The sequence below is a fragment of the Streptomyces hawaiiensis genome, from assembly GCF_004803895.1.
Classification (GTDB): domain Bacteria; phylum Actinomycetota; class Actinomycetes; order Streptomycetales; family Streptomycetaceae; genus Streptomyces; species Streptomyces hawaiiensis.
The window spans coordinates 8,662,114-8,683,776 of record NZ_CP021978.1; the positions used below are offsets into that span (position 1 = coordinate 8,662,114).

19 protein-coding genes and 3 pseudogenes are annotated in these 21,663 nt (G+C 68.5%); 15 read left to right on the forward strand and 7 right to left on the reverse strand.

Annotated elements, in window-relative coordinates:
• Positions 1-75: 75 nt before the first annotated feature.
• From CEB94_RS39265 to CEB94_RS39305, 9 genes and pseudogenes are all read left to right on the forward strand, one after another.
• Positions 76-378 carry an MBL fold metallo-hydrolase gene (locus CEB94_RS39265; RefSeq protein ID WP_175436680.1) on the forward strand — a complete coding sequence of 101 codons (303 nt, stop codon included), beginning with the start codon at positions 76-78 and terminating at the stop codon, positions 376-378.
• A gap of 342 nt (positions 379-720) precedes the next feature.
• A complete protein-coding gene (locus tag CEB94_RS39270; protein WP_218945959.1) occupies positions 721-1,776 on the forward strand; it encodes a DUF2332 domain-containing protein in 1,056 nt (351 codons plus the stop codon).
• 172 nt (positions 1,777-1,948) lie between these two features.
• Positions 1,949-2,203, forward strand: a complete 255-nt coding sequence (locus CEB94_RS39275; RefSeq protein WP_281292561.1) for an AbgT family transporter — start codon at positions 1,949-1,951, stop codon at positions 2,201-2,203.
• Positions 2,204-2,571: 368 nt separating this feature from the next.
• A complete protein-coding gene (locus tag CEB94_RS39280; RefSeq protein WP_175436683.1) occupies positions 2,572-2,814 on the forward strand; it encodes a DUF5302 domain-containing protein in 243 nt (80 codons plus the stop codon).
• A gap of 852 nt (positions 2,815-3,666) precedes the next feature.
• A complete protein-coding gene (locus CEB94_RS39285) occupies positions 3,667-3,870 on the forward strand; it encodes a cold-shock protein (protein WP_053746402.1) in 204 nt (67 codons plus the stop codon).
• Positions 3,871-4,215: 345 nt separating this feature from the next.
• Entirely contained in the window at positions 4,216-5,709 is a 1,494-nt protein-coding gene (locus CEB94_RS39290; RefSeq protein WP_175436684.1) for a DEAD/DEAH box helicase, read from the forward strand.
• Positions 5,710-5,769: 60 nt separating this feature from the next.
• Positions 5,770-6,159, forward strand: a complete 390-nt coding sequence (locus tag CEB94_RS39295; RefSeq protein WP_425472524.1) for a CBS domain-containing protein — start codon at positions 5,770-5,772, stop codon at positions 6,157-6,159.
• Between the two features lie 49 nt (positions 6,160-6,208).
• Positions 6,209-6,517 carry an SCO5918 family protein gene (locus tag CEB94_RS39300; protein ID WP_175436686.1) on the forward strand — a complete coding sequence of 103 codons (309 nt, stop codon included), beginning with the start codon at positions 6,209-6,211 and terminating at the stop codon, positions 6,515-6,517.
• 256 nt (positions 6,518-6,773) lie between these two features.
• Positions 6,774-6,953: pseudogene (locus tag CEB94_RS39305) on the forward strand (IS256 family transposase); the annotation flags it as partial.
• On the opposite strand, the pseudogene CEB94_RS39310 reads toward CEB94_RS39305, so the two are convergent.
• Positions 6,946-8,659: pseudogene (locus tag CEB94_RS39310) on the reverse strand (alpha/beta hydrolase); the annotation flags it as partial. The pseudogenes CEB94_RS39305 and CEB94_RS39310 sit on opposite strands and share 8 nt — an antisense overlap.
• 295 nt (positions 8,660-8,954) lie before the next feature.
• On the opposite strand from CEB94_RS39310, the pseudogene CEB94_RS39315 reads away from it, so the two are divergent.
• Positions 8,955-9,419 (forward strand): annotated as a pseudogene (locus CEB94_RS39315) (acetoacetate--CoA ligase); the annotation flags it as partial.
• 583 nt (positions 9,420-10,002) lie between these two features.
• On the opposite strand, the gene CEB94_RS39320 reads toward CEB94_RS39315, so the two are convergent.
• Positions 10,003-10,893, reverse strand: a complete 891-nt coding sequence (locus tag CEB94_RS39320) for a class I SAM-dependent methyltransferase (RefSeq protein ID WP_175436687.1) — start codon at positions 10,891-10,893, stop codon at positions 10,003-10,005.
• A gap of 114 nt (positions 10,894-11,007) precedes the next feature.
• Between CEB94_RS39320 and CEB94_RS39325 the strand changes: the two genes are divergently transcribed.
• Genes CEB94_RS39325 through CEB94_RS39340 form a run of 4 tightly spaced genes read left to right on the forward strand, consistent with a single transcriptional unit; the run spans position 11,008 to position 14,611 of the window.
• On the forward strand, positions 11,008-12,003 hold the full coding sequence (locus CEB94_RS39325; protein ID WP_175436688.1) for a branched-chain amino acid ABC transporter permease: 996 nt from the start codon (positions 11,008-11,010) through the stop codon (positions 12,001-12,003).
• A 10-nt stretch (positions 12,004-12,013) separates the two neighbouring features.
• Positions 12,014-13,006 carry a branched-chain amino acid ABC transporter permease gene (locus CEB94_RS39330; RefSeq protein WP_175436689.1) on the forward strand — a complete coding sequence of 331 codons (993 nt, stop codon included), beginning with the start codon at positions 12,014-12,016 and terminating at the stop codon, positions 13,004-13,006.
• Positions 12,996-13,868 carry an ABC transporter ATP-binding protein gene (locus tag CEB94_RS39335; protein WP_175436690.1) on the forward strand — a complete coding sequence of 291 codons (873 nt, stop codon included), beginning with the start codon at positions 12,996-12,998 and terminating at the stop codon, positions 13,866-13,868. Before CEB94_RS39330 ends, CEB94_RS39335 begins: the two co-directional genes overlap by 11 nt.
• Before the next feature lie 2 nt (positions 13,869-13,870).
• Entirely contained in the window at positions 13,871-14,611 is a 741-nt protein-coding gene (locus CEB94_RS39340) for an ABC transporter ATP-binding protein (RefSeq protein WP_175436691.1), read from the forward strand.
• Between the two features lie 19 nt (positions 14,612-14,630).
• Here CEB94_RS39340 and CEB94_RS39345 read toward each other — a convergent pair whose 3' ends face one another.
• Positions 14,631-15,878 carry an ABC transporter substrate-binding protein gene (locus CEB94_RS39345; protein WP_175436692.1) on the reverse strand — a complete coding sequence of 416 codons (1,248 nt, stop codon included), beginning with the start codon at positions 15,876-15,878 and terminating at the stop codon, positions 14,631-14,633.
• 765 nt (positions 15,879-16,643) lie between these two features.
• Here CEB94_RS39345 and CEB94_RS39350 point away from each other — a divergent pair.
• Positions 16,644-16,847, forward strand: a complete 204-nt coding sequence (locus CEB94_RS39350) for a cold-shock protein (RefSeq protein ID WP_069768673.1) — start codon at positions 16,644-16,646, stop codon at positions 16,845-16,847.
• Between the two features lie 163 nt (positions 16,848-17,010).
• On the opposite strand, the gene CEB94_RS39355 is transcribed toward CEB94_RS39350, so the two are convergent.
• From CEB94_RS39355 to CEB94_RS39370, 4 genes are all read right to left on the reverse strand, one after another.
• Entirely contained in the window at positions 17,011-17,544 is a 534-nt protein-coding gene (locus tag CEB94_RS39355; protein WP_175436693.1) for a TerD family protein, read from the reverse strand.
• 403 nt (positions 17,545-17,947) lie between these two features.
• The gene (locus tag CEB94_RS39360; protein WP_175436694.1) at positions 17,948-18,676 is read right to left on the reverse strand and encodes a polyamine aminopropyltransferase; all 729 of its coding nucleotides are present in this window, start codon (positions 18,674-18,676) and stop codon (positions 17,948-17,950) included.
• Between the two features lie 63 nt (positions 18,677-18,739).
• On the reverse strand, positions 18,740-20,425 hold the full coding sequence (locus tag CEB94_RS39365) for a ribonuclease J (protein WP_175436695.1): 1,686 nt from the start codon (positions 20,423-20,425) through the stop codon (positions 18,740-18,742).
• 506 nt (positions 20,426-20,931) lie between these two features.
• Positions 20,932-21,564 (reverse strand): DedA family protein, encoded by a 633-nt coding sequence (locus CEB94_RS39370; RefSeq protein ID WP_175436696.1) that lies wholly within the window; start codon positions 21,562-21,564, stop codon positions 20,932-20,934.
• Positions 21,565-21,663: the final 99 nt, after the last annotated feature.

Sequence of the window (21,663 nt, forward strand, 5' to 3'; positions counted from 1 at the left end):
CGCCCACCACGTCGACGCTGCTGTCCGGGCCGACCCAGGCCGTCCTGGTGGACGCCCAGTACCCTTCAGAGGAACGTGGCCGAGGTGGCCCACCGGATCGAGGCGCCCGGCCGCACCCTCACCACCACCTTCATCACCCACGCCCACGCCGCCCACTACTTGGGCCTGGAATCGCTGCGCAGCCGCTTCCCGCAGGCCAAGGCGGTCGCCCTGCCATCGGTCGTGGCCGAGATCAAGGCCACCAGCGACGCCCAACGCAAGACATGGCGCGAGTGGTTCGAAGGCAGAGCCCTCGACAACACCGCCATCCCGGAGCCCCTCGACGGCGACACCATCCTGATCGACGGGCACGGCATCCGCAGGGATCATGCCGAATGATTTCTTGGGCGGCCCCCCGTTCGAGGACCGGCTGGCGCTATGTACACCTGGGCGGCCGGGTCCGTACGGAGGGCTTCGGGCTCGGCGTCACAGTGATCGCCTCGGGTTCAGGAGCGATGCGAGGGGGCTCCTGCGATCACGGAAGTTCTCGAGCGCCAGGATGGGAGTGTTCATTCCGGGTCGAGGGAGCGGCAGTAGCCGGCGAGTCGGTCGAGGATCTTCTCAGCACTCTTGTGTCAGGTAAGAGGTCCGGGGCTTCGTTCCACTGGCTAGGATCGTCGGATGCCGAGGCCGACCGCAGGAAGCGCCGTACCCGGGGGTAGGGCCCGCACACTCTCTCAGGTGTACCGACACTTCGGTGAAGTCGACGCCGCCGAAACGTCGCCGCTGTACGAGCGCGTCGCCGTCGCCCTGAGTGAGTCCGACGAGGCGCTGCGCGCCATCGAGGCGGCGCCGGCGCGTAAGCGGCACCCCACGGTGATCCTCGCAGCGCTACACGACCTCGCCCTCGCCGGACGCGCCCCGGCGCTTGCCGCGGCCTATGCCGCTGCGGACGGTGACGCTGCCGCCGAAGCGGCGATCGACACACTGCTGCGCATGACCGACTCGGTCGTGTCCATCGCCGTGCGCCGGCAGACACGCGCCAACGAGACCGGACGCTGCGCCGTGCTGTACCCGGCCATCGCCGAGGCGGCACGCCGGGTAGGCGCGCATGCGGTTGGGCTGATCGACGTGGGCTGTTCGGCTGGGTTCAATCTCAATGCCGATCGTGTTGGCATCACGTACGACAACGGGCAATCGCTGGGCGACGCGTCCTCTCCCGTGCAGTTGTCGTCTTCGATCGTGGGAGGTCGGCCCGTCCCGACGCGGGCGATGCCCGAGGTCGTCGCCCGGGTCGGCGTCGACCTCGATCCGGTCGACGTGACCGACGCGGATGACGCCCGCTGGTTGCGCGCATGCCTGTGGCCGGATCAGCCGGATCAGCCGGATCAGCCGGACAGGGTCGCAAGGCTCGAGGCGGAGATGGCATTGGCGGCGACGGCACCTCCGCTGCTCCTGCAAGGTGACGCCGTCGAGGTGTTGCCCGACGCCTTCGCCCGTGTGCCCGCGGACGCCCTGCCTGTCGTCACCACGACGTGGGCGCTTTCGCACTTCTCGCTCGAGCGCCGCCTGCGCTTCTTGCACCGCCTCGACGAGGCGGCGGCCGGCCGGGCGGTGGCGTGGGTGTCAGCGGAGGGGGTCGGAGTCGCGCCGGCGATACCCACACTTGGCGACCGTCGCGCCTCCGGCCACAGCATCATCGGCCTGGCGGTGTTCAACCAGTCGGCTCTGCGCGCCGAGGCCATTGGCCGCTGCTGGTCGCAGGGCCGCTTGCTGGCGTGGCTGGCGGACTCCTAGGCCCCTCTGGTTGTGTCTGTTTCTTTGGAGTTCTGCCCGCACCAGCACACATTCCGTGAGGGATCCGAAAGTCTCGCCACGGACGGCGGTCGCAGTAGATCCGGCTTTACTGCGGCGCCACACTTCAGCCGGGGCGAACTGGCCCGAAGCCTGCTCCACACCCGGAGCGGATGTGGGCCGGGCTGCTGGAACTGCTGCGGCGGCGCGCCGCCGAGTTCGTGCCTGCGCGGCGCCCATCGCCCCGATGAGCGCGACGTTCGTCCTCACCGTCGGCTACCTCCAGACGTACCAGAAGAAGGCGGGCATCGGCACTCTGGTGTCGTTCACGCTTCCGGCCGCGATGGCGATGATGGCCGCCTGGATCGCCCTGTTCGCGGTCTGGTACGCCCTGGGGCTGCCGCTGGGCCCCGGTGCGCCGATCCGCTGATCAGGCGGTACTCAGGTGCGGCGCGGCCCGCCGCCCGGGGCGAACTCCCGGACGGCGGCGGAGAAATCGGCGGAGCCGCGTGTACGGATGTACCGGGCGGGCGCTGCCGTGGCTGCGTCCACAGCCCGCCCGGAGTCTCAGGGCGAACAGTGCCGCCTCCGCAGATACGCCGAGGCCCGGAGGCGACGAGTGGACCTTGCCAAGGCAAGCAGGCAGCGCGCGAGTGAGACGGCGCTCAAGCCCCTCGGCAAGCTGGAGCGCAAGATCTTCGCCCGGTCATGACGGTGCTGCCCCACCCGTTGTGGTCGGTCAGGCGGGTGCACACATGACAAGCTGTCCTCTCCAGTGCCCGAGCCCAGGAGGTCGCCATGGCCGAAGAGTCTCCCTCACAAGAAGGTTCGGAGTCGGCTGACGCCGAGAGCCCTGCTCTCGCGCCCGACGACAACGGCCAGTACGACCTGAAGCGCAAGTTTCGGGAGGCCCTGGCGCGCAAGCGCGCTAAGCAGGCGGACGCCGCCGATCTCGCTGCGACCACCGACACGTCAAAGGTCCGCGGCGCGCACGGCCCGGCTGCGAGCCAGCGGTCGTTCCGACGCAAGAGCGGCGGCTGAGTCCAAACGGCTTAGCTGAGACTCGGCAGGACCCAGCCCGGCAGCCGTGCCGATGAGTTGGGCTGGGTCCTGCGCGGGTGAAGAGCGTAGGGCTGTTCAGACGGTGCGTCAGCAGTTGGACACACCAGGGTGCCGCTTCAGCCGTTTCGTAGGGCAAGGGAGGGGCCGCTGGTCATCGCATGGTGCGAGCGCCCATGGGCAGCGGCTGCCCCGTCGCACTGCCGCAGCAGCATGGCCAGGGCCTCTCCCTGCTCGTGTTTGGCGGGAAGCAGGAAGCCCCACAGGCTGCTTGTCCATCGCTCCGTGACGCATTCGCTGCTTCAAGGAATCCCGTCGGATGCACCTGCCCTGCCGCAGACCTGTCAGGCTCCCATGAGGGTGTCCGACCGCCCGGTCCGCTCGTGTCGCGGAGTGCCGGGCTCAAGGAAGTAGCCCCCCAGAGCTGGTAGTTCACCCTCCAGCGCTGTTGCAGGTGGTGAGCCATGTGATGCCGGATCGCGACGGTCAGACGGCAGGCCCGCAGCCTCGGGAGCAGCGGACAGGGCCGAACGTTGCGCTCCGGGTGAATCAATAGCTGTGCCCGCGAGCTGAGATTTCAGCGGAACATGCAGGCAGATTTCCTGCCGCAAAAGGTGGAGTGGCAATGTTCACCGCACGCCGGCCGCCGCACCGTGCTACTGTCGATCTCAGTTGCAGTTGTGGTTCCCGAAACTCTAAGTGCTCTCCGGCCGGACTCTGTGCCGCTGGAAGCGCTTTTGTATTTCCGGTCTTTTTCCGGGCGGGGTGATCATCGCGGCGACATGGCGTCCGCGCAGTGCGGATGCCGATGCACTGCCCCGAAGGAGATATGACATGGCTGCTGGTACCGTGAAGTGGTTCAACGCGGAAAAGGGCTTCGGCTTCATCGAGCAGGACGGTGGCGGCCCCGACGTGTTCGCCCACTACTCGAACATTTCCGCCCAGGGCTTCCGTGAGCTGCTCGAGGGCCAGAAGGTGACCTTCGACATCGCGCAGGGCCAGAAGGGCCCGACGGCCGAGAACATCGTTCTCGCCTGACACTGGCGCGCACTTTGTAGCTGGGGCCCGCATCCTTAGGGGTGCGGGCCCCAGCTGCTCGCATTCCCGCAGTGGTTTCACCTGCGGGGCGACGAACAGGAATCCGCACGCTCAGTGCACGGATCCTCCAGCAAGGGCGCAGACACATCCCTTGCACATAGCTGCATCGCAGTGGACACCCCGAATATTGCGTCCACATGCGCCACTCGTTTCAGCGCCTGAGCCCGCACGGATTTTCGTCGGCCAGATACGCTTTCGCGTTCCACCGGCCCTTTCTTGCAATTCTCCGTGCCGCTCATCGCTGCGGGAATTCCTTGATATGAGCCGCATCGAGGAAGGTTCCGCATGAACCGCACACGCACGAACGACCGCTTCGCCCGCACCCGTAACGGCAGTGCCGACTCCGGAAGGAGTGGCGGCCGATTCGGTTCGCCCGCCCCGCGCCGGTCCGGTGAGCCGAGCCGTTCCGGCGGTTACGGCCCCCGACCCGCCGCGATCCAAGGAGAGTTCGCCCTCCCCAGGACGATCACCCCCGCGCTTCCCGCAGTGGAGGGTTTCGCCGATCTCGACATGCCCGGGGAACTGCTGGCCGCGCTCGGCACCCAGGGCGTGACCGTACCGTTCCCGATCCAGGCCGCGACCCTGCCGAACTCCCTCGCCGGCAGGGACGTCCTCGGCCGTGGGCGCACCGGCTCCGGCAAGACCCTCGCCTTCGGGCTGGCGCTGCTGGCCCGTACGGCCGGTCAACGCGCCGAGGCCGGGCAGCCGCTGGGGCTGATCCTCGTACCGACGCGTGAACTGGCACAGCAGGTCACCGACGCACTCGCCCCCTACGCCCGCTCCCTGAAGCTGCGGCTGGCCACGGTGGTGGGCGGGATGCCGATCGGCAGGCAGGTGAGCGCGCTGCGCGGTGGCGCCGAGGTCGTCGTCGCCACACCCGGACGCCTCAAGGACCTCATCGACCGCGGCGACTGCCGGTTGAACCACGTCGCCATCACCGTCCTCGACGAGGCCGACCAGATGGCCGACATGGGCTTCATGCCGCAGGTCACCGCCCTGCTCGACCAGGTCCGCCCCGAGGGTCAGCGCATGCTGTTCTCCGCCACCCTCGACCGCAACGTCGACCTGCTCGTGCGCCGCTACCTCAGCGACCCCGTCGTGCACTCCGTCGACCCCTCGGCCGGCGCCGTCACGACGATGGAGCACCACGTACTCCATGTCCACGGCGCCGACAAGCACACGGCCACCACCGAGATCGCCGCACGCGACGGCCGAGTGATCATGTTCCTCGACACCAAGCACGCCGTCGACCGCCTCACCGAGCACCTCCTGAACAGCGGGGTGCGGGCCGCCGCCCTGCACGGCGGGAAGTCGCAGCCGCAGCGCACCCGCACGCTGACGCAGTTCAAGACCGGGCACGTCAACGTGCTGGTGGCGACCAACGTCGCGGCGCGCGGCATCCACGTCGACAACCTCGACCTCGTCGTCAACGTCGACCCGCCGACCGACCCCAAGGACTACCTCCACCGCGGCGGCCGTACGGCACGTGCCGGCGAGTCCGGCAGCGTCGTCACCCTGGTCACCCCGAACCAGCGCCGCAGTATGACCCGCCTCATGGCAGCGGCCGGCATCGTCCCGCAGACCACCCGGGTCCGTGTCGGCGAAGAGGCCCTGCACCGCATCACCGGCGCCCAGGCCCCCTCCGGCATCCCGGTCGTCATCACCACACCGGTGGTCGAACGCCCCAAGCGCAGCGCCACCTCACGCGGCCGACGCCGCTCCGCTTCGGCGGCCCGCCGCGCATCCGTACGGCAGTCCACGGCCGGTGCGGCCGCATAGGACCTTCGTGATCAGGCAGCCGACCCACTCCACAGGAGGCACCCTTTGACGCTGGTCCACATGCAGACCCGCCCGGCGAGCGCCCACCCCGAGCACGGCACGGTGGCCGACGCCATGGACGCGGCCGGACCGCAGGTCTGGGAGGACATGACCGTGGAGGTGGCCCTGTCCGTGATGGCCGCCGCCTGCACCGGGCATCTGGTCGTCTGTGACGAGGACGGCCAGTGCACCGGCCTGGTCACCCGGGCCAGGCTCACGGCCGTTCGTGACAACTCCCGATACACGGACCGGATCCGTCTGCGTGACATCGCCGACGTCATCGGGCCCTTCGTCTCGCCGCTGGCCACAAGGGCCGAAGCCGAGCGCGCGATGCGCCGCCGTCGGCTCGGGGCCCTGCCCGTGGTCGACGACCACGGCAACGCTCTGGGCGTCCTCGCCCTCACCCGTTGAACCGCTACACGCCGGTCGGCCCCGTCCCTACTTCTCCCTGTGAGGCATCATGCGCTGTGTCATCGCCCGCTTCCCCTTCGACCTGACCAAGAGCGGCGTCCTGGAATCGATGAAGGGCGTCAAGCCCGAACCGGTCACAGACGAGTTCGTGATCATCGGACGACGCCACTACCCCGTCAAGCAGGTCGGCCAGGTCATCACCCGCCAGGACCGCCGCGATTTCAGCGCCGGTGAAGTCCTCCGGGCCATGTCCCGCCTCGGTTTCACCTGTCGCGCCCTCCCGGAGGCCGAACCCGCGCCCATCGAAAGCCCGTTGCAGCGGGCTTCCGCAATGCTCGGCACCCCCCTGCCCGTCTGACCGACGGGACAGGCGCAAGCCGAACAGAACAGTGAGGGCCCTGCCGGCGCGCGCCGGCAGGGCCCTCACTGCGTCCCGTGCGTCAGCCGCCAACCTGCTCCACTCGCTGACGCAGCGGCACTTCGACGGCGCCGGCGCGTGCAATCACGCTGGCTCGGCCCCACAACAGCAGCCGGCGCAGGAAAGGCCGCTCAACTCCGTCGGCGTGGGGACTGTAAGACGTTCGGTGTAACTCCCGATCATGGAAGATGCATCGATGACCAGTGAGAACGTGTTCGGATCCGAGGCTGTGGAGGCTGTGCGGGCAAAGGCTGTGGACGACCAGTTGATCGACGAGCTGGTGGGCCGGGCCCAGGCCGAGGGTCTGCAGCTGACCGGTGAGGGCGGGCTGCTGCAGCAGTTGACGAAGCGGCTGCTGGAGTCCGCCCGGCAGGGGTGACATGCGCGGCCGTGCCCGGCGCGGACCACTTCAGGTCCACCGCGCTGGGGCCGGTCTCCCGGCCTGTCTCCCACTCCGCGAAGTGCGGTGACGATCCAGGGGTCTCCGGGTCCAGACAAGCCACGGCCGGATCCGGGTCGATCGCCGAACACAGCCGGGCGCCGGTCACCTTCGCCCCGCCGTCCGGCAGGAAACCACCGCTGCGGCGGCCGCCGACCGCGTGGGTCAGCACCCTGGCCGGGTCCGCGGACGGGGCCCGCTTGCCGGAACCGTCGAGCAGCGGACGCACCCGATCGTCCCCGGCGAGGAAGAGCCGGGCCGCCGCGGCGATGTAGGTGGCGCCCGCCTTGTGCTGCTGGGCGGCGGTCAGCCGGGTCGCGGCACCCGGTGTGCACACCGGGTCCGGCTGCTCCGGGTCGGTCCTGAAGTCGTCCCTGGCCGGCGCGACAGCCTGGCCCGGGGTCCACTCGCTGTTGAAGTAGTTGTGGTTGGCGCCGACCATGTAGACCGCGCTGTGCAGTGCCGTGCCTCGGCTGATCCCTCGCGTCCCGTCGACGAAGTCCTCGCCCTGCAGGTCCGACACGTCGCCGTCGCAGCCCGGCAGCAGCGTCACGGACGGCACGTCGGCCACTGGATTCCGGCCGAAGATCGTCGGTCCGATGAGCACCGTCCCGCGCACCTTCCAGCGCACCGGGCCCCGGTAGCCGTCCTCGGCGGCCGGCGGCGGGTAGAGGCTGTCAATGGCGGCCCGGTTGACGCCCTCGCCTCCGCGCGAGTGGCCGACGAGCAGGACATGGAAGAGGTCAGCCTTCGCCGCCTCGCGTACAACGGCCGGGGGCGGTGGAGCGATGGGCGGTCCATTCGGCCCAGCGGGCGAGGTGCTGCCGTACGAGAGAGGAACGCGCCTGCGCGCCGGCGTCCTCGGCCTCCGAGTCCTGGGCGTTGATGCCGTTCGCCGCGATCGACACCGTCACATAGCCCTGAGAGGCCAGCAGTTGGTGGTCGCGCAGATAACCCCGGTAGCTCGGGATCGGCTTGTAGCCGTCCGCGCAGGGCCAGTCGCCGGTCACGTCGTCCTCGGAGCCCGGCTTGTAGCAGGTGTCGTGGCGGCCGTGCAGGAACAGCGCGAGCGGCCGGCTGCCAGTGGCACCCTTCGGCGCCACCACCTCGGCGGTCATCTCCACCGGGGTGTCGAACCCGGGCAGGCGCACCGGGTCGAGGTCGTACCCCCCGGTGACCGTGCGGTACGAGCCGGGCTTGCCCGGATCAACGCCGTTCGCGGGCGCCTGCGCGGGCAGCCGTGCCACGCGCGAGCCGGACCTGTGCGTGTCGTCGGCCGCCGCGTCCAGCCGGCGCCCCGCGGCCGTCACTTGAAGGTACGTCAGCTGCTCGGACCGCGTCCCGTCGAGGGCGAGCCGGAAGGTCCGCCCGTCCCTCGCCGGCTTCGGCACCCCGAGCAGCCGGTCCCCGGTACGGAACTCGACCCGCGCATCCCCCATGGGCACGGCCTTCGGCGCACGCCAGACCAGCTCACGCGCCCCGCTCTCCCCGTCGATCCGCCACCCCTGCGGAAGTGGGTTGTCGTCCGTCGCGCTCAACAGCTTCGCTTCGTACGGCTGTTCAGCCTGTGCCAGTCCGGGCGAGCCCGCCAGGGCCGCCAGCACCGCTACGGCGGTCACACATATTCGCCGGGCACGGATCAATGATCCTCTCCTCAACCCCCTGCGCAGACGTCCCGTCGGTCCCGGGCGCCTCGCGCGTCACTGAGGACGGGGGAGGGGTGCCTGTAAGTTGTCTGTGAGGAGACGCCGAAGCGGGCGAGCGATGAGATCAAGCCAGCTGATCGCTCTCCGATACCTCGTCGCACGTCCCCCTGTCCGGCTATCCGACTTCCCGGGCGAGACCTGGCAGTTCGACCGCAAGCCCAGTTCCGTCAACGGAATCTCCGCGTTTCAATGCGGACTTCAGCGCCTTCGCAGTGGGCCCTGAACTTGTGGCCGCGACAGAGTGGGCGACCGCGTGCTGCTGGCTTCGACCAGCGGAGGCACGGACATGGTTTCCGGCTTCGCGGGCAGCGCTCCCAACACCCCGGTCCGGGCAGGTGAGTTGTCCGCACCCCACCTGGCGTGGCACTGGCCGCGTACGACACCGAGGGCTTGCCGGTGGTGGATCAGGTCGGCGAACTGGTCGTCACCCGCCCCATGCCGTCGATGCCGCTGTACTTCTGGAACGACCCCGACGGCACCCGCTACCGCGACGCCTACTTCTCCTCCTGCCCCGGCACCTGGCGGCACGGCGACTGGATCACGGTCACCGGCTCGGTGATCGTCCACGGCCGCTCCGACAGCACGCTCAACCGCAACGGCGTACGCCTGCAGCGCCGACATCCACGACGTCGTCGAACGCCTCCCCGAGATCACCGAGGCCCTCGTCTTCGGCGCCGAGGAACCCGACGGCGGCTACCGGACCGTCGCCGCTAGTGCTGTGACCAGAAACGATCGCCGACACGCTGGCCACCCGGAGCGCCGCCGCCGCACCATCCGGGCTAATCGCTGAGCACTTCCACATCAGCGAGGACGGGCATCGCCTCTACGTCCTCAGCGCACACGAGACCGAACCGGACGAAGCCACTCCGCGCTTCCTCCCATACCGCGGCCTGGCCCGGCGGCGGCCCGTCGCCACCTGAAAGGCTCACACCCACAAACGCTGCATTTCTTGGACGCTTCCCGTGCACCTTGGCCCCCTCCAGAACTAGCTGATTCAGCTGTATCTATACGGTTGAGCAGGGAGATGGCTCATCGGGCCGGCCGCATGCGGCAAGGGGAGTCAGCCGCGCTGGCTTCAGCCCGCACCCGGCTCACCCTCCTCACATGGCTGGGCGCCGCCAGGCCAGCAGCCATGTCCGGCGAAGGTGTCCTGAGGCGAGCGGCACATGCCGTGAGGTGACGGGACGGAGAGGACATACGAGAGCGGGTGCCGCCGCGTGAGGAGACGGTCATGGTGCCTCCTGAAGTGTGTCTGCAGGGCGCGAGGAGGGAACACGGCATCACTTGGCGAAGACGTACGCCGTGTAGCGCGTGACGCGCCCGATGGCCTGGTGAGCTCGGACGACGTCGATGACCTCGTCCCACTCGCGGGCGTCTAGTCCTCCCAGGCCGGGCCACCGCACGCACAGAGCCTTTCGGCCGACCCGGGTGGACGCGGCGCCGGCGAACAGGGCGGAGAGCTGGGCTGCCCGGTGGAGTACGGGGGTGGTCCAGTCGAGGCTCCGGCGCGTGGTGAAGCCGGCGGCGGATGCCATCAGCGGGTAACGCTCGTACGGTTCGATGTCGTCGAAGCGCCAGGTGTCGCGTACGAGGCCGTTCGGATCGAGGGTTCCGATCGGCTGATCCGTACGGGACGTGACGTCCACGAGGACGAGCCGCCCCCCGGGGCCGAGCAGTCGGAAGCTTTCGCTCAGGAATGATCTCCGGCCCTTATGGCCGAAGTGGAAGGCGGCTTCCAGGCAGTGCACTCGATCGAAGGAACCATCCGCCAGTGGGATGTCCGCTGCCCGCCGTGGCAGAGCGGTTGCGTCGGCGACGGCGAAGCGCGCGCCGGAGCGGCTACCGAAGCGGCGACGGGCCTGGTCGATCTGGGAGGGCTGGATGTCCACCCCCAGCGCCCGGCATCCGGCGGCGCCCAGCCGCGCCGTGGTGTCACCGCGACCGCACCCGGCATCCAGGACGAGCTGTCCGGGTCGAGCGTCCAGCAACGCCAGGGACCGGCGAGCAAGACGACGCTGAAAGAACACCGGCCCCGCCAGGACCGCGAACGGAAAGGTGGGCAGCGTGAAGTAGCCGATGTTGGCCAGGCTGTCCCAGCCGAGGTGTCGGAGCACCCGGAAGAGCACGCTGTCGTCGCTGTAGGCGCCGGCGAGGTTGCCGCTGTCACCCATCCCGCATCCCCTGCTTCCTGTGGGTACATCTGTGGCCCAATGCCCGTGTCACCGCCGCCCGACCTGTACATACACTGAGCCCATAAGGGATGTTCGTGACGTACCGGAATCGCCATGCGTCGTCAGCGGATGCTCGTACCGGTCCTCGCCCTGGTCCTCGTAATGGTGCCCGTGATCTCCGCGCGGGCACAGGGCGAGGAAGTCCCGCGCGGCCCCACCTTCGCCGCGCGGGCTCTGCAGGCGCTGATCGACGGCATCCAGTTCGGGGTGATCATCGCGATCACATCGGTCGGGCTCTCGCTGATCTTCGGCACCATCCACCTGATCAATTTCGCACACGGTGAGTTCGTCACCATCGGCGCCACCTTCGCGTTCTTCCTCAACGTCTCGGCGGCCGGTCCGGGCTGGCACCTGATCCCCGCCGCCCTGGCCGCGGTGGCGTTCGGCGCCCTGTTGGGCGGGGCGGTGGAGCGTGGTATCTGGCGCCCGCTGCGGGCCCGGGGAACCGGGCTGATCAACATGTTCATCGTCACCATCGGGCTCTCGCTGCTGCTGCGCCACGTCGTACTCGTGCTGTACGGAACCCGGCCCGCCTCCTACGCGCAGTACGACATCCAGAGCGCCATCGACGTGGGCCCGGCCGGCATCACCCCACGGGACCTCACGGTCACCCTGCTCTCCGTGCTCGTGCTGCTCGGCACGGCCGCGCTCCTGCAGAAGACGCGGATCGGCACGGCTGTCCGGGCCGTCTCCGCCAACCGTGACCTCGCGGAGGCGTCGGGCATCGACGTGCAGCGGGTGGTGCTGTTCGTGTGGATGCTCGGCGGCGGGCTGGCCGCGCTCGGCGGGGTCTTCTTCGGTCTCGTCGAGATCGTCACGTGGGACATGGGCTTCAAGCTCCTGCTGCTCATGTTCGCGGGGATCATCCTGGGCGGCCTCGGCTCCGCCTACGGCGCGATGGTCGGCAGCCTCGTCATCGGCGTCGTCGCCCAGATGTCCACCCTGTGGTTCCCGGTGGACCTGCAGTACGCGTGGGCGCTGCTCGTCCTCATCCTCGTCCTTCTCTTCCGGCCGCAGGGCATCCTCGGCCGGGCCGAACGCGTCGGGTGAGGGGTGTGCCATGGACTTCTCGGCCATCGTCTCCGACGCCCTGCGCTCGGGAATCGGCCCCATCGCCGCCGTCTACGCCCTCGCCGCGATGGGGTTGAACCTGCACTTCGGTTACACGGGACTGCTGAACTTCGGCCAGGTCGGCTTCATGCTGGTCGGCGGTTACGGGCTCGCCATCACGGTGTCGACGTACGACGGCCCGATGTGGCTCGGCGTCCTGGGCGGAATCGCCTGCGCGGTCGTGCTGGCCCTACTGCTCGGCCTGCCCACCCTGCGGCTGCGCGCCGACTACCTCGCGATCACCACGATCGCGGCGGGGGAGACGCTACGGCTCTTCTACCGATCCAGCTGGGCCGAGCCGGTCACCGGCGGGGTGTTCGGGTTGCAGCGGTTCGCGAACGACTTCTACGGACTCAACCCCATCGAACCCGGCACCTACGGCGTGTGGCTCGTGAGGTTCAGCTCCCGCGACCTCTGGGTGATGATCACCGGGTGGGCGCTGGTGCTCGTGGTCGGAGGCCTGCTCGCCCTGCTGATCCACAGCCCGTGGGGTCGAGTCATCCGGTCGATCCGTGAGGACGAGGTCGCCGCGCGCAGCCTCGGCAAGAACGTCTACGCGTACAAGATGCAGAGCCTCACGCTCGGCGGCGTCATCGGGGCGGCCGCGGGCATGATGCAGGCCATCCAGGTGCAGTCCGTCAACCCGGACAACTACGACCCGGGCGTCACGTTCTTCCTGTACACGCTGCTCGTCCTCGGAGGGGCCGGGCGGATCCTCGGGCCGGTCGTCGGCTCGATCCTGTTCTGGTTCGTCCTCAGCTTCCTCGACAGCGCGCTCCGCCAGGCCATCGACGCCGAGTACATCTCGCCGGACCTCATCAGCACCTCGGAGGTGGGCGCGGTGCGCTTCGCCCTGGTCGGGGTCGCTCTCATCCTGCTGGTCGCGTTCCGGCCGCAGGGCATCCTCGGCAGCCGGAAGGAGATGCTGCTCAGTGGACGCTGACCCTGTCGTGCCCCAGCCGGACCGGCTCTCCGCGATCGATCCCGAACCAGGGGTGCGCAAGCCCGATCCCCTGCTGATCCTGGACCAGGTGACCCGCACCTTCGGCGGCCTCGTGGCGGTGCGGGTCGAGCACCTGGAGGTGCAGCGCGGGGCCATCACCGCGCTCATCGGTCCCAACGGCGCGGGCAAGACCACGCTGTTCAACGTGGTGAGCGGGTTCGACGGGGCCGACGGCGGCCGGTGGTCGTTCGAAGGGCAGCCGCTCACCGGCTCCCCGGCGCACCGGGTGGCGCGGCGGGGACTGGTCCGTACGTTCCAGCTCTCCAGAGCGCTCGCCCGGCTCACGGTGCTGGAGAACCTGCTGCTGGCCGCGCCCGGACAACGCGGCGAAAGGGTCCTGCCCGCGCTGCTGCGACCGCTGTGGCGCGGGCAGGAGCGGGCGTTCGAGCACCGCGCCGACGAACTGCTGGACCGGTTCCGGCTCGGGCCCCTGCGCGACGACCATGCAGGCACGCTCTCCGGCGGTCAGCGCAAACTGCTGGAACTGGCCCGCGCGCTCATGACCCGGCCGGTCATGCTCCTGCTCGACGAACCGATGGCCGGGGTCAACCCGGCGCTGGCCCAGTCGCTGCTGGGACACATCACGCAGTTGCGTGACGAGGGGCTGACGGTGTGCTTCGTCGAGCACGACATGGACGTTGTCATGGGCATCAGCGATTGGGTGGCCGTCATGGCCGACGGCCGCCTGGTGGCCGAGGGCCCACCGCACACGATCGGCCGGAACGCCGCCGTCGTGGACGCCTACCTGGGCAAGCGGCACGACGAGCCGGAGGCGACCGAGGAAGAGGGCGAGGAGGAATAGCGATGTCCGCCGAGAAGCAGGCACCGGTGCTGGCGGCCGACGACATCGTCGCCGGTTATGTCCCGGGTGTCGATGTGCTGCGCGGATGCAGCGTCGAGGTGCGGCCGGGCGAGGTGGTCGGCGTGATCGGCCCGAACGGCGCCGGAAAGTCGACGCTGGTCAAGGCCGTCTTCGGGCTGCTGCGGGTGCGCGGTGGGAAGGTGCGGCTGCGCGGCGAGGACGTGACCGGCCGGCCCGCGCACGAGTTGGTCCGGCGGGGCGTGGGCTACGTGCCGCAGCTGCAGAACGTGTTCCCCGCGTTGACCGTCGAGGAGAACCTGCGGATGGGCGTGTATCTGAGGCCCAAGGACCACGCGCGGCGGGTTACGGCGGTCGAGGAACTCTTCCCCCTGCTGGCCGACCGCCGCAAGCAGAAGGCCGGCGCGATGTCCGGCGGTGAACGCCAGATGCTCGCGATGGCCCGCGCGCTGATGATGGAGCCCCAGCTGCTGCTGCTCGACGAGCCGTCGGCCGGCCTGTCACCCCTCCACCAGGACCACGTCTTCGACCGGTGCAGAATGATCAACAGCGCGGGCGTCGCCGTGCTCATGGTCGAGCAGAACGCCCGCAGGTGCCTGCAGCTCTGCGACCGCGGCTACGTCCTCGACCAGGGCCGCAACGCGTACACCGGCACGGGTGCGGCCCTGCTGCACGACGAGAAGGTGATCGAGCTCTACCTCGGCACACTCGCCCGCGTCCGTTGAATCCCGTAGGTCCTCCCGGTCACTCCTCGGCCCTGCTGGTCTCGGTACGAAGGGTCTGCAACTTTCCCTCGTCGTCGTAGCCGTACACCTCGATCGACGCCTGGCCGGGTTCGCCCTTGTCGGTGAAGTCGAGCGGGCCGCTCACACCGTCGTAGTCGATGTCCCTGCCGTCGGCGAGCAGCTCCTTGCAGGCGGCGAACGAGTTGCACTTCTCGCCGTCCTTGGTGATCCCGTTCATCTCCTTCACGTACTCGCCAGGATCGTCGGACTCCGCCTTCTCCGCGGCGAGCGCGATCGTCGTCACGCAGTCGAACACCTGCGGCGCGAACTGCAACTCCTTCAGATCCGGCGCGAATTCCTGGAGATCCTTCACGTACTGCTCGTTCGACGCCGAGGCCGGCGCGGTCCCCTTCATCCCGGAGAGCCTCTCGGGCTGACCCGGGGCGACCAGCGAGGGCAGTTCCTCGCTGCGCAGTCCGTCGGCGCCGTAGACGCCGATCCGGTCGGGCCCGAGTCCGGACTCGATCATGCCCTGCAGGATCTGGGTGCCCTCCTCGAAGGCGATCACCACGGCGGCTTCCGGCCCGGAGTTCTCCATCTGCTGGACGACCTGGTCGAAGTTGCTCGCCTCCGGGTCGTAGGTCTCGGCCAGTGTCACCGTCGCACCGCGCTCCTCCAGCGTCTTGCGGGTGGCCTCCATCAGGCCGCGCCCGTAGTCGTCCGCCCGTGCGACCAGTGCGACCCGGTCGTGACCGTCATCGCGGACGACATCGGCCAGGATGGGCCCCTGCAACGCGTCGCTCGGGACGGTACGGAAGTAGAAGCCGTCGTCCTCGTAGTCGGTGAAGGTCGGCGCGGTGTTCGACCCCGAGCACTGCACGACGCCCGCACCGGTCACCCGGTCGATGAACGCCAGTGACATGCCGGAAGCCGCGGCGCCGACGATCGCGTCCACGCCCGCCGCCAGGACCCGGTCCGCCGACTGTGCGGCAACGGCCTCCTGGCCCGCCTCGTCACTGGAGACCACGCTCGGCACGGACTTGCCCAGTACCCCGCCGGCGTCGTTGATCTTCTGTATCGCGAACTTCAGCGACTCGATCTGCGGCGGGCCGAGGTAGGCCAGCTGTCCCGTCTCCGGCAGGACGTAGCCGAACTGGAGCTCACCATCGCCTGGCTCGGCCTGGGCGGTGCCCGTCGTACCGCAGACGGCTATCACAAGAGCGGCCGCGCTCGCGAAGATCGCGGACCGTCGTATCGACGCTTTCATCTCCGCCTCCGCTCGTACAGGCGGCGGTGGTCGACTGGCCGGCCATCCGCCCGCCATCTGTACATGAGGTTAGAGCGCTTTCGGAGACCGGGAAACATGGAACGTACATTTTTTCGATCGGGTGCGCTGCCGCTCCGGCCGGTCACGGCGGCGCGGGGTGGCGGCAGCCCCTTCCGCTGCCGTAGGGGCCCGGTAGCGGTCTCCGGCCGATGGCTGGAGACCGGCTGCCGCCGACGGCCCAGGACGGCGTGGAACGGGTTGCGGGCCAGGCCGGGCCGTCCTCGACGAAAAGGATCGCCATCCGACTGGACTGGGTCGAGCACGTCCCCTGCAAACGAGGGCATTCGTTTCAGGTGCCGCGGCCTGTCTGCGCGAGAAGGCAAGGCGCCTTCGCCGAGCGCCGGCCATGCGGCGATCTGATCGCCATCGATCGCAGCGATCGATCGCAGCGACGTCTCGGTAGGCGGAGCGCAGCATGTCAACGTGTCGCTTCCGGTCTGCGGGGGACCGCGGCCGTACGACTGTCTGAGGGGGAAGCCAGGTGCCGGGCTTACACCGACAGACCGGGCGCCGATGCTGGCGCGTTATCGGTAGCGGTAGCCGCGTTGCCGTTATAGCGTGGTGATCAGCAGTCGTGGTTCCGAAGTTCCGTTCGCCCGTGATCGCCTTCACGGGCGTTCTTGCTGTTCAGCGCCTCTCCGGACCAGGGCGATCACCTCCGTGGCACGCAGGGTGCGTGTCCGGTTTCCCTCGAAGGAGACAGTCATGGCCAAGGGCACTGTGAAGTGGTTCAACAGCGAGAAGGGCTTCGGCTTCATCGAGCAGGAGGGCGGCGGCCCCGACGTCTTCGCCCACTACTCGAACATCGCCAGCCAGGGTTTCCGCGAGCTGCAGGAGGGCCAGAAGGTCGAGTTCGACGTCACGCAGGGCCAGAAGGGCCCGCAGGCGGAGAACATCCGCCCCGCCTGACGCGCGCGCTGAGGTAAGGCCCGGCATCCCGGCTTCTTCGGGACGCCGGGCTTTACCGTCTGCCGGAGTGGTCAGTGGGCGGAAGCCGGTGGGTGCCTCGCGTGGCCGATGAGCCATCGGTACGTCGGCCTGGCCGAGCCCCATTCCTGCGCTGTTCCGTCAGTCAGAACTGTGGGGCGCTGCCCATCTCCGTTGTGAAGATCACGGGGTCGCTGTCGAACCCTCGGACCATCTCATGGAACTTCCAGGCTCCGGAAGGATCCCGGGTGAACTCGGCCACCGTCGCCGCAGTGGATCCGGAGACCTGGGCGAAGTCGTCCTTCAGGAGCTCCTGGTACCCCTCGACAACCAGCACTCCGGCGTTCGACAGGTCGCCGAAGGTCTTGAGGCCGCTGTCCTGGTGGATGGCCACGCCTACGACCACCCGTGCGAAGGAGGGAGCGAGTCGATCGAGCTCCAAGGTCATCACTTCGACGTAACCGAAGCCCTGCCCGGTCTGGCTGTGCCGGCTCATGTTGATGGTGCCGTCCGGTGATCGGCAGTCGAAATGGACGACGTACACAGGCCGCCCGTAGGGGGCATCCGTCGAGTACGTCGTGGCGATGATGTCGAGGTGGTGCGGTGGCTGCTCCCAGTGACTCGGATCCCACTTGAGCCGTACTTCGGCCTTCCTCACTGTCCGGCTGCCGCCACTCACGGGACTGCCCCCTTTCCCCGGCCAAGCCGCCGCGTGATGATCCCCTGCATGGTCAAGTATGGCTCTCAGCCAACCCGTTGACGCATTGTACGGCCGACTCCTGCGACGCTCCTCGCTTCTCGCGGATCCTGAGGCGCGGCGCGTGCGCAGCTCCCAGTTGCTCCTCCTCGCCTCTGGACGGCCCTTCGCCCAGGGGAGGAGGGCCTCGGACCTGACCCAGTTCGCGCAGACGGCGACGATCCCCGCCCCCGGGTTCCTCTCGGCCCTGGGGCAGGGCGAACGACACGACGGCGACGACGATCAGAACGCGGCGACCGAGGCCCTGCTCGCAGAGGACCTGGTCACCGACCGAGCCATGTTCTGCCCTGTCCGAGCGGCAGCCGCATCGCCTGCCGAGTTCTCCCTACGGCGAGTTCGGTGCCTTGTCGGCCAGGTAGACGGTGTTGGCCGAGGTGCCGCCTTGCAGGGGGTTGTCGAAGTCGACGACATGGGCCGCTGCTTGTGCGAAGACTTCGGTGAGCGCGGAGGTGAATTGGTCGTCAGGCGGGTCGTTGGACCACAGGGCGAACACCCCGCCGGGGTGGAGGTGAGCGGCGAGAGCGCGGAGCCCGTCGGGCTGGTAGAGCGCCGCGTGGCGCGGGTGGAGCACATGGCGCGGTGAATGGTCGACGTCCAGCAGGATGGCGTGGAAGCGACGGCCCGGCTCCTCGATGTCCAGACCGCGGGGGTCGGTCACCAACCCGAAGAAGTCGCCGTGGACCAGGCGGCAGCGGTCGTCGGACGTGAGCCGGGCTCCGAGGGGCACCAGGTGCCGTTGGTGCCAGTCGATGACTTCGGCGAGCGCGTCGATCACGGTCAGCGAGCGCACCCGGGGGTCGTCCAGGGCAGCCTGGGCGGTGTAGCCGAGTCCGAGTCCGCCCACGGCTACGTCCAGTTCGGTGTCCGGCAGTTCCGCCAGGGCCAGTTCGGTGAGGGCGATCTCGCCGGTGGTGAAGAGGCTGGACATCAGGAACTCGTCGCCGAGTTTCACCTCGTATACGTCGTCTCCCGATACCGGGTGGCGGCGTCGGCGCAGACTGATGTCGCCGATCGGTGTCGGCTGCCAGTCGATCTCCTCCAGGCGCAGGCCCATCCGTTCACCTTTCCATTGTTCGTGGATGCGGGAAACCTTTTGTCGGCGTGGGTGGCGGCCCGGTCAGGCGTCGATGATGACGGGGATGATCAGCGGCCTGCGGCGGTGGGTGCGGAAGGCCCAGTTGGCCACGGCGCGGGCGATGAGCTGTTCGAGCTGGTGGGCGTCGCCGACGCCTTCCTCGGCGGCGGTGGCCAACGTCTTTTCGATGATGGGGATCACCGGCTCGAACGTGGTCTCGTCGTGGACGAAGCCGCGGGCCAGGAAGTCAGGGGCCTCGGCCAGCCCGCCGGTGTCGGCATCGACGATCGCCACGACCGTGATGACGCCCTCCTGGGCGAGGGTGACCCGGTCCTTGAGGGACGCTTCGGTGGCGCCGCCGACTTCCATGCCGTCCACGTAGACGTTGCCCGCGGGCACTTTGCCGGTGATGGAGGCGCGGCCGTCGACGAGGTCGACGACGACACCGTCCTCGGCGATGACGACCCGGTCGGGGTCGACGCCGGTGCGGATGGCGAGGTCGGCGTTGGCCCTCAGGTGACGGAACTCGCCGTGCACGGGCATGACGTTGCGGGGCCGGACGATGTTGTAGCAGTAGACGAGTTCGCCGGCGCTGGCGTGGCCGGAGACGTGCACCTTGGCGTTGCCCTTGTGGACGACGTTGGCGCCCCACCGGGTCAGACCGTTGATCACCCGGTAGATGGCGTTCTCGTTGCCGGGGATGAGGGAGCTGGCGAGCAGGACGGTGTCGCCCTTGCCGATGCGGATCTGGTGGTCGCGGTTGGCCATCCGGGACAGGGCGGCCATCGGTTCGCCCTGGGATCCGGTGCACACCAGAGTGATCTTGTGGTCAGGGAGCTTCTCCAGCTCCTTGGTGTTCACGATCAGGTTGGACGGCACCTTGAGGTAGCCCAGATCGCGGGCGATGCCCATGTTGCGAACCATGGAGCGGCCCACGAAGGCCACCTTGCGGCCGTGCTGGTGGGCGGCGTCCAGGACTTGCTGGATGCGGTGCACGTGGCTCGCGAAGCTGGAGACGATGACCCGCCGCGGTGCGGTGCGCATCACCTGTTCGATCGCGGGGTTCAGTTCGCGTTCGGAGGTGGTGAAGCCGGGGACCTCGGCGTTGGTGGAGTCGGTGAGGAACAGGTCCACGCCCTCCTCACCGAGGCGGGCGAAGGCGCGCAGATCGGTGATGCGGTCGTCCAGGGGGAACTGGTCCATCTTGAAGTCACCGGTGTGCAGCACCATCCCGGCTCCGGTGCGCAGGGCCACCGCGAGGCTGTCCGGGATGGAGTGGTTGACTGCTACGAACTCGCAGTCGAAGGGGCCGAAGCCGCGTCGGTCGCCCTCGCGCACGCGGACCGTGCGGGGCCTGATCCCGTGCTCCTTGAGCTTGGCCTCGATGAAGGCGAGGGTGAGCTTGGAGCCGACGAGGGGGATGTCGGACCGCTCCCGCAGCAGATAGGGCACGGCGCCGATGTGGTCTTCGTGGCCGTGGGTGAGGACGACGGCGACGATGTCGTCGAGGCGGTCCCGGATAGAGGTGAAGTCGGGAAGGATCACGTCCACGCCGGGCTGGTTCTCTTCCGGGAACAGCACACCGCAGTCCACGATGAGCAGCTTGCCGGCATGCTCGAAGACGGTCATGTTCCGGCCGATTTCGCCCAAGCCACCCAGGGCGGTGACCCTCAGTCCTCCGTCAGGCAGGGGCGGGGCGGCTTTGAGTTCTGGGTGCGGATGGCTCATACCCTCACGGTATCGAAGAGTGTGCCGTGCTGATCCACTGCCCGCACGTTGGATGCCAGGCGCGGTGCGCTGCCGGTCGCCTCGGTCATGGCCAGGGCAGCGAAAGGGAGCGGCGAGGGTGACAGCCCCACCGCCGGTGGGCCGCACCCCGGTGTGGGCGCACGAGACTCTCCGAGGGGCTGGATTTCGCCCTCGAAACCATCTTTGACCTGCAAGTTTCCCGGGACGGTCAAACTGCACACCTTCCCGATGACCTCGCACGTGGAGTGCGTAGCCATTCTTGAGCCTGCAGCAAAGGGCCTTTGACCGTTCAGGCCACCTCTCGGGCTGAGGGGGGCTCTCGTGAAGCGAGAAGGTCTGTACCGAGCGGCGGTGTAGATGACCCAGTAGTGCGGTGGCGAAGCCGCTTGGTCGTCGGCGTGCTCCCGCCGGCAGGCGCTGACGGGAGCACGGCGCGAGGCGGACCTCGCTGCGGGGCGCTTCAGGCTCAGTGTGAAAGTCGTGACTCAACGATATTCGGCGACGACATCATCCGGATCGACAGGATTCTTGCGGCGTCGAATATATCGTGAGAATTCCACCGCGCCGGTCACAGAGAACGCTAGTCCGACACCGACGGCGACAGAGAGGAGCGTATTCTCCTGAAAGAATACGCCGCCGAGGTATCCCGACAGTGCGGTATAGGCGCTCCATGTGAGGGTGGAAATCGCAACGTACAGCATGAACCTGCGCAGCGGGTACCTCACAACTCCCGCCGTTCCCGTGGCGAGATATCTTCCGACCGGAATGAATCGCGTGGAGACGAGTACAAAGCCGCCGCGTAGTGCAAGTTCGCGCTCGAGCCAGTCATACGTCTTCCTGCGCTTGGTGCCGACCGGCAGGCGCTTCAATACGCGTTCCCCCATCCCTCGGCCGATGGAGTAAGGAACGAGGTCGCCGAGAAAGGCGCCGACCGTCGTGGCGGCGATGACAAGCATGATGTTCGCCTGTCCGGTTGCGCCGGCTATACCCGCGAGGATAACGACGGGTTCACTCGGGATCAGCGGGAGGAAAGAGTCGAGTAAGGACACCGCGATGAGCACGGCGTAGAGCGCAGGCGACGCTATCAAAGACTCCGTGAGATTTACCCAGTCCGTCATCTACTGCTCGCCTCGTGTCATATGGATACGGAAGTTCACTGGTGATTCCCTGATTCTTGGAGGCGCTGAGGGGGTGGCGGATGTTCGGTCTCCCAAGCT

Excerpts from the sequence above, each read along its gene's own strand:
- CEB94_RS39280 (WP_175436683.1), top strand. The coding sequence starts at position 2,572 with ATGGCCGAAGAGTCTCCCTCACAAGAAGGTTCGGAGTCGGCTGACGCC.
- CEB94_RS39285 (WP_053746402.1), top strand. The coding sequence starts at position 3,667 with ATGGCTGCTGGTACCGTGAAGTGGTTCAACGCGGAAAAGGGCTTCGGC.
- CEB94_RS39290 (WP_175436684.1), top strand. The coding sequence starts at position 4,216 with ATGAACCGCACACGCACGAACGACCGCTTCGCCCGCACCCGTAACGGC.
- CEB94_RS39295 (WP_425472524.1), top strand. The coding sequence starts at position 5,770 with ATGCAGACCCGCCCGGCGAGCGCCCACCCCGAGCACGGCACGGTGGCC.
- CEB94_RS39300 (WP_175436686.1), top strand. The coding sequence starts at position 6,209 with ATGCGCTGTGTCATCGCCCGCTTCCCCTTCGACCTGACCAAGAGCGGC.
- CEB94_RS39320 (WP_175436687.1), bottom strand. The coding sequence starts at position 10,893 with ATGGGTGACAGCGGCAACCTCGCCGGCGCCTACAGCGACGACAGCGTG.
- CEB94_RS39325 (WP_175436688.1), top strand. The coding sequence starts at position 11,008 with ATGCGTCGTCAGCGGATGCTCGTACCGGTCCTCGCCCTGGTCCTCGTA.
- CEB94_RS39330 (WP_175436689.1), top strand. The coding sequence starts at position 12,014 with ATGGACTTCTCGGCCATCGTCTCCGACGCCCTGCGCTCGGGAATCGGC.
- CEB94_RS39340 (WP_175436691.1), top strand. The coding sequence starts at position 13,871 with ATGTCCGCCGAGAAGCAGGCACCGGTGCTGGCGGCCGACGACATCGTC.
- CEB94_RS39345 (WP_175436692.1), bottom strand. The coding sequence starts at position 15,878 with ATGAAAGCGTCGATACGACGGTCCGCGATCTTCGCGAGCGCGGCCGCT.
- CEB94_RS39350 (WP_069768673.1), top strand. The coding sequence starts at position 16,644 with ATGGCCAAGGGCACTGTGAAGTGGTTCAACAGCGAGAAGGGCTTCGGC.
- CEB94_RS39360 (WP_175436694.1), bottom strand. The coding sequence starts at position 18,676 with ATGGGCCTGCGCCTGGAGGAGATCGACTGGCAGCCGACACCGATCGGC.
- CEB94_RS39365 (WP_175436695.1), bottom strand. The coding sequence starts at position 20,425 with ATGAGCCATCCGCACCCAGAACTCAAAGCCGCCCCGCCCCTGCCTGAC.
- CEB94_RS39370 (WP_175436696.1), bottom strand. The coding sequence starts at position 21,564 with ATGACGGACTGGGTAAATCTCACGGAGTCTTTGATAGCGTCGCCTGCG.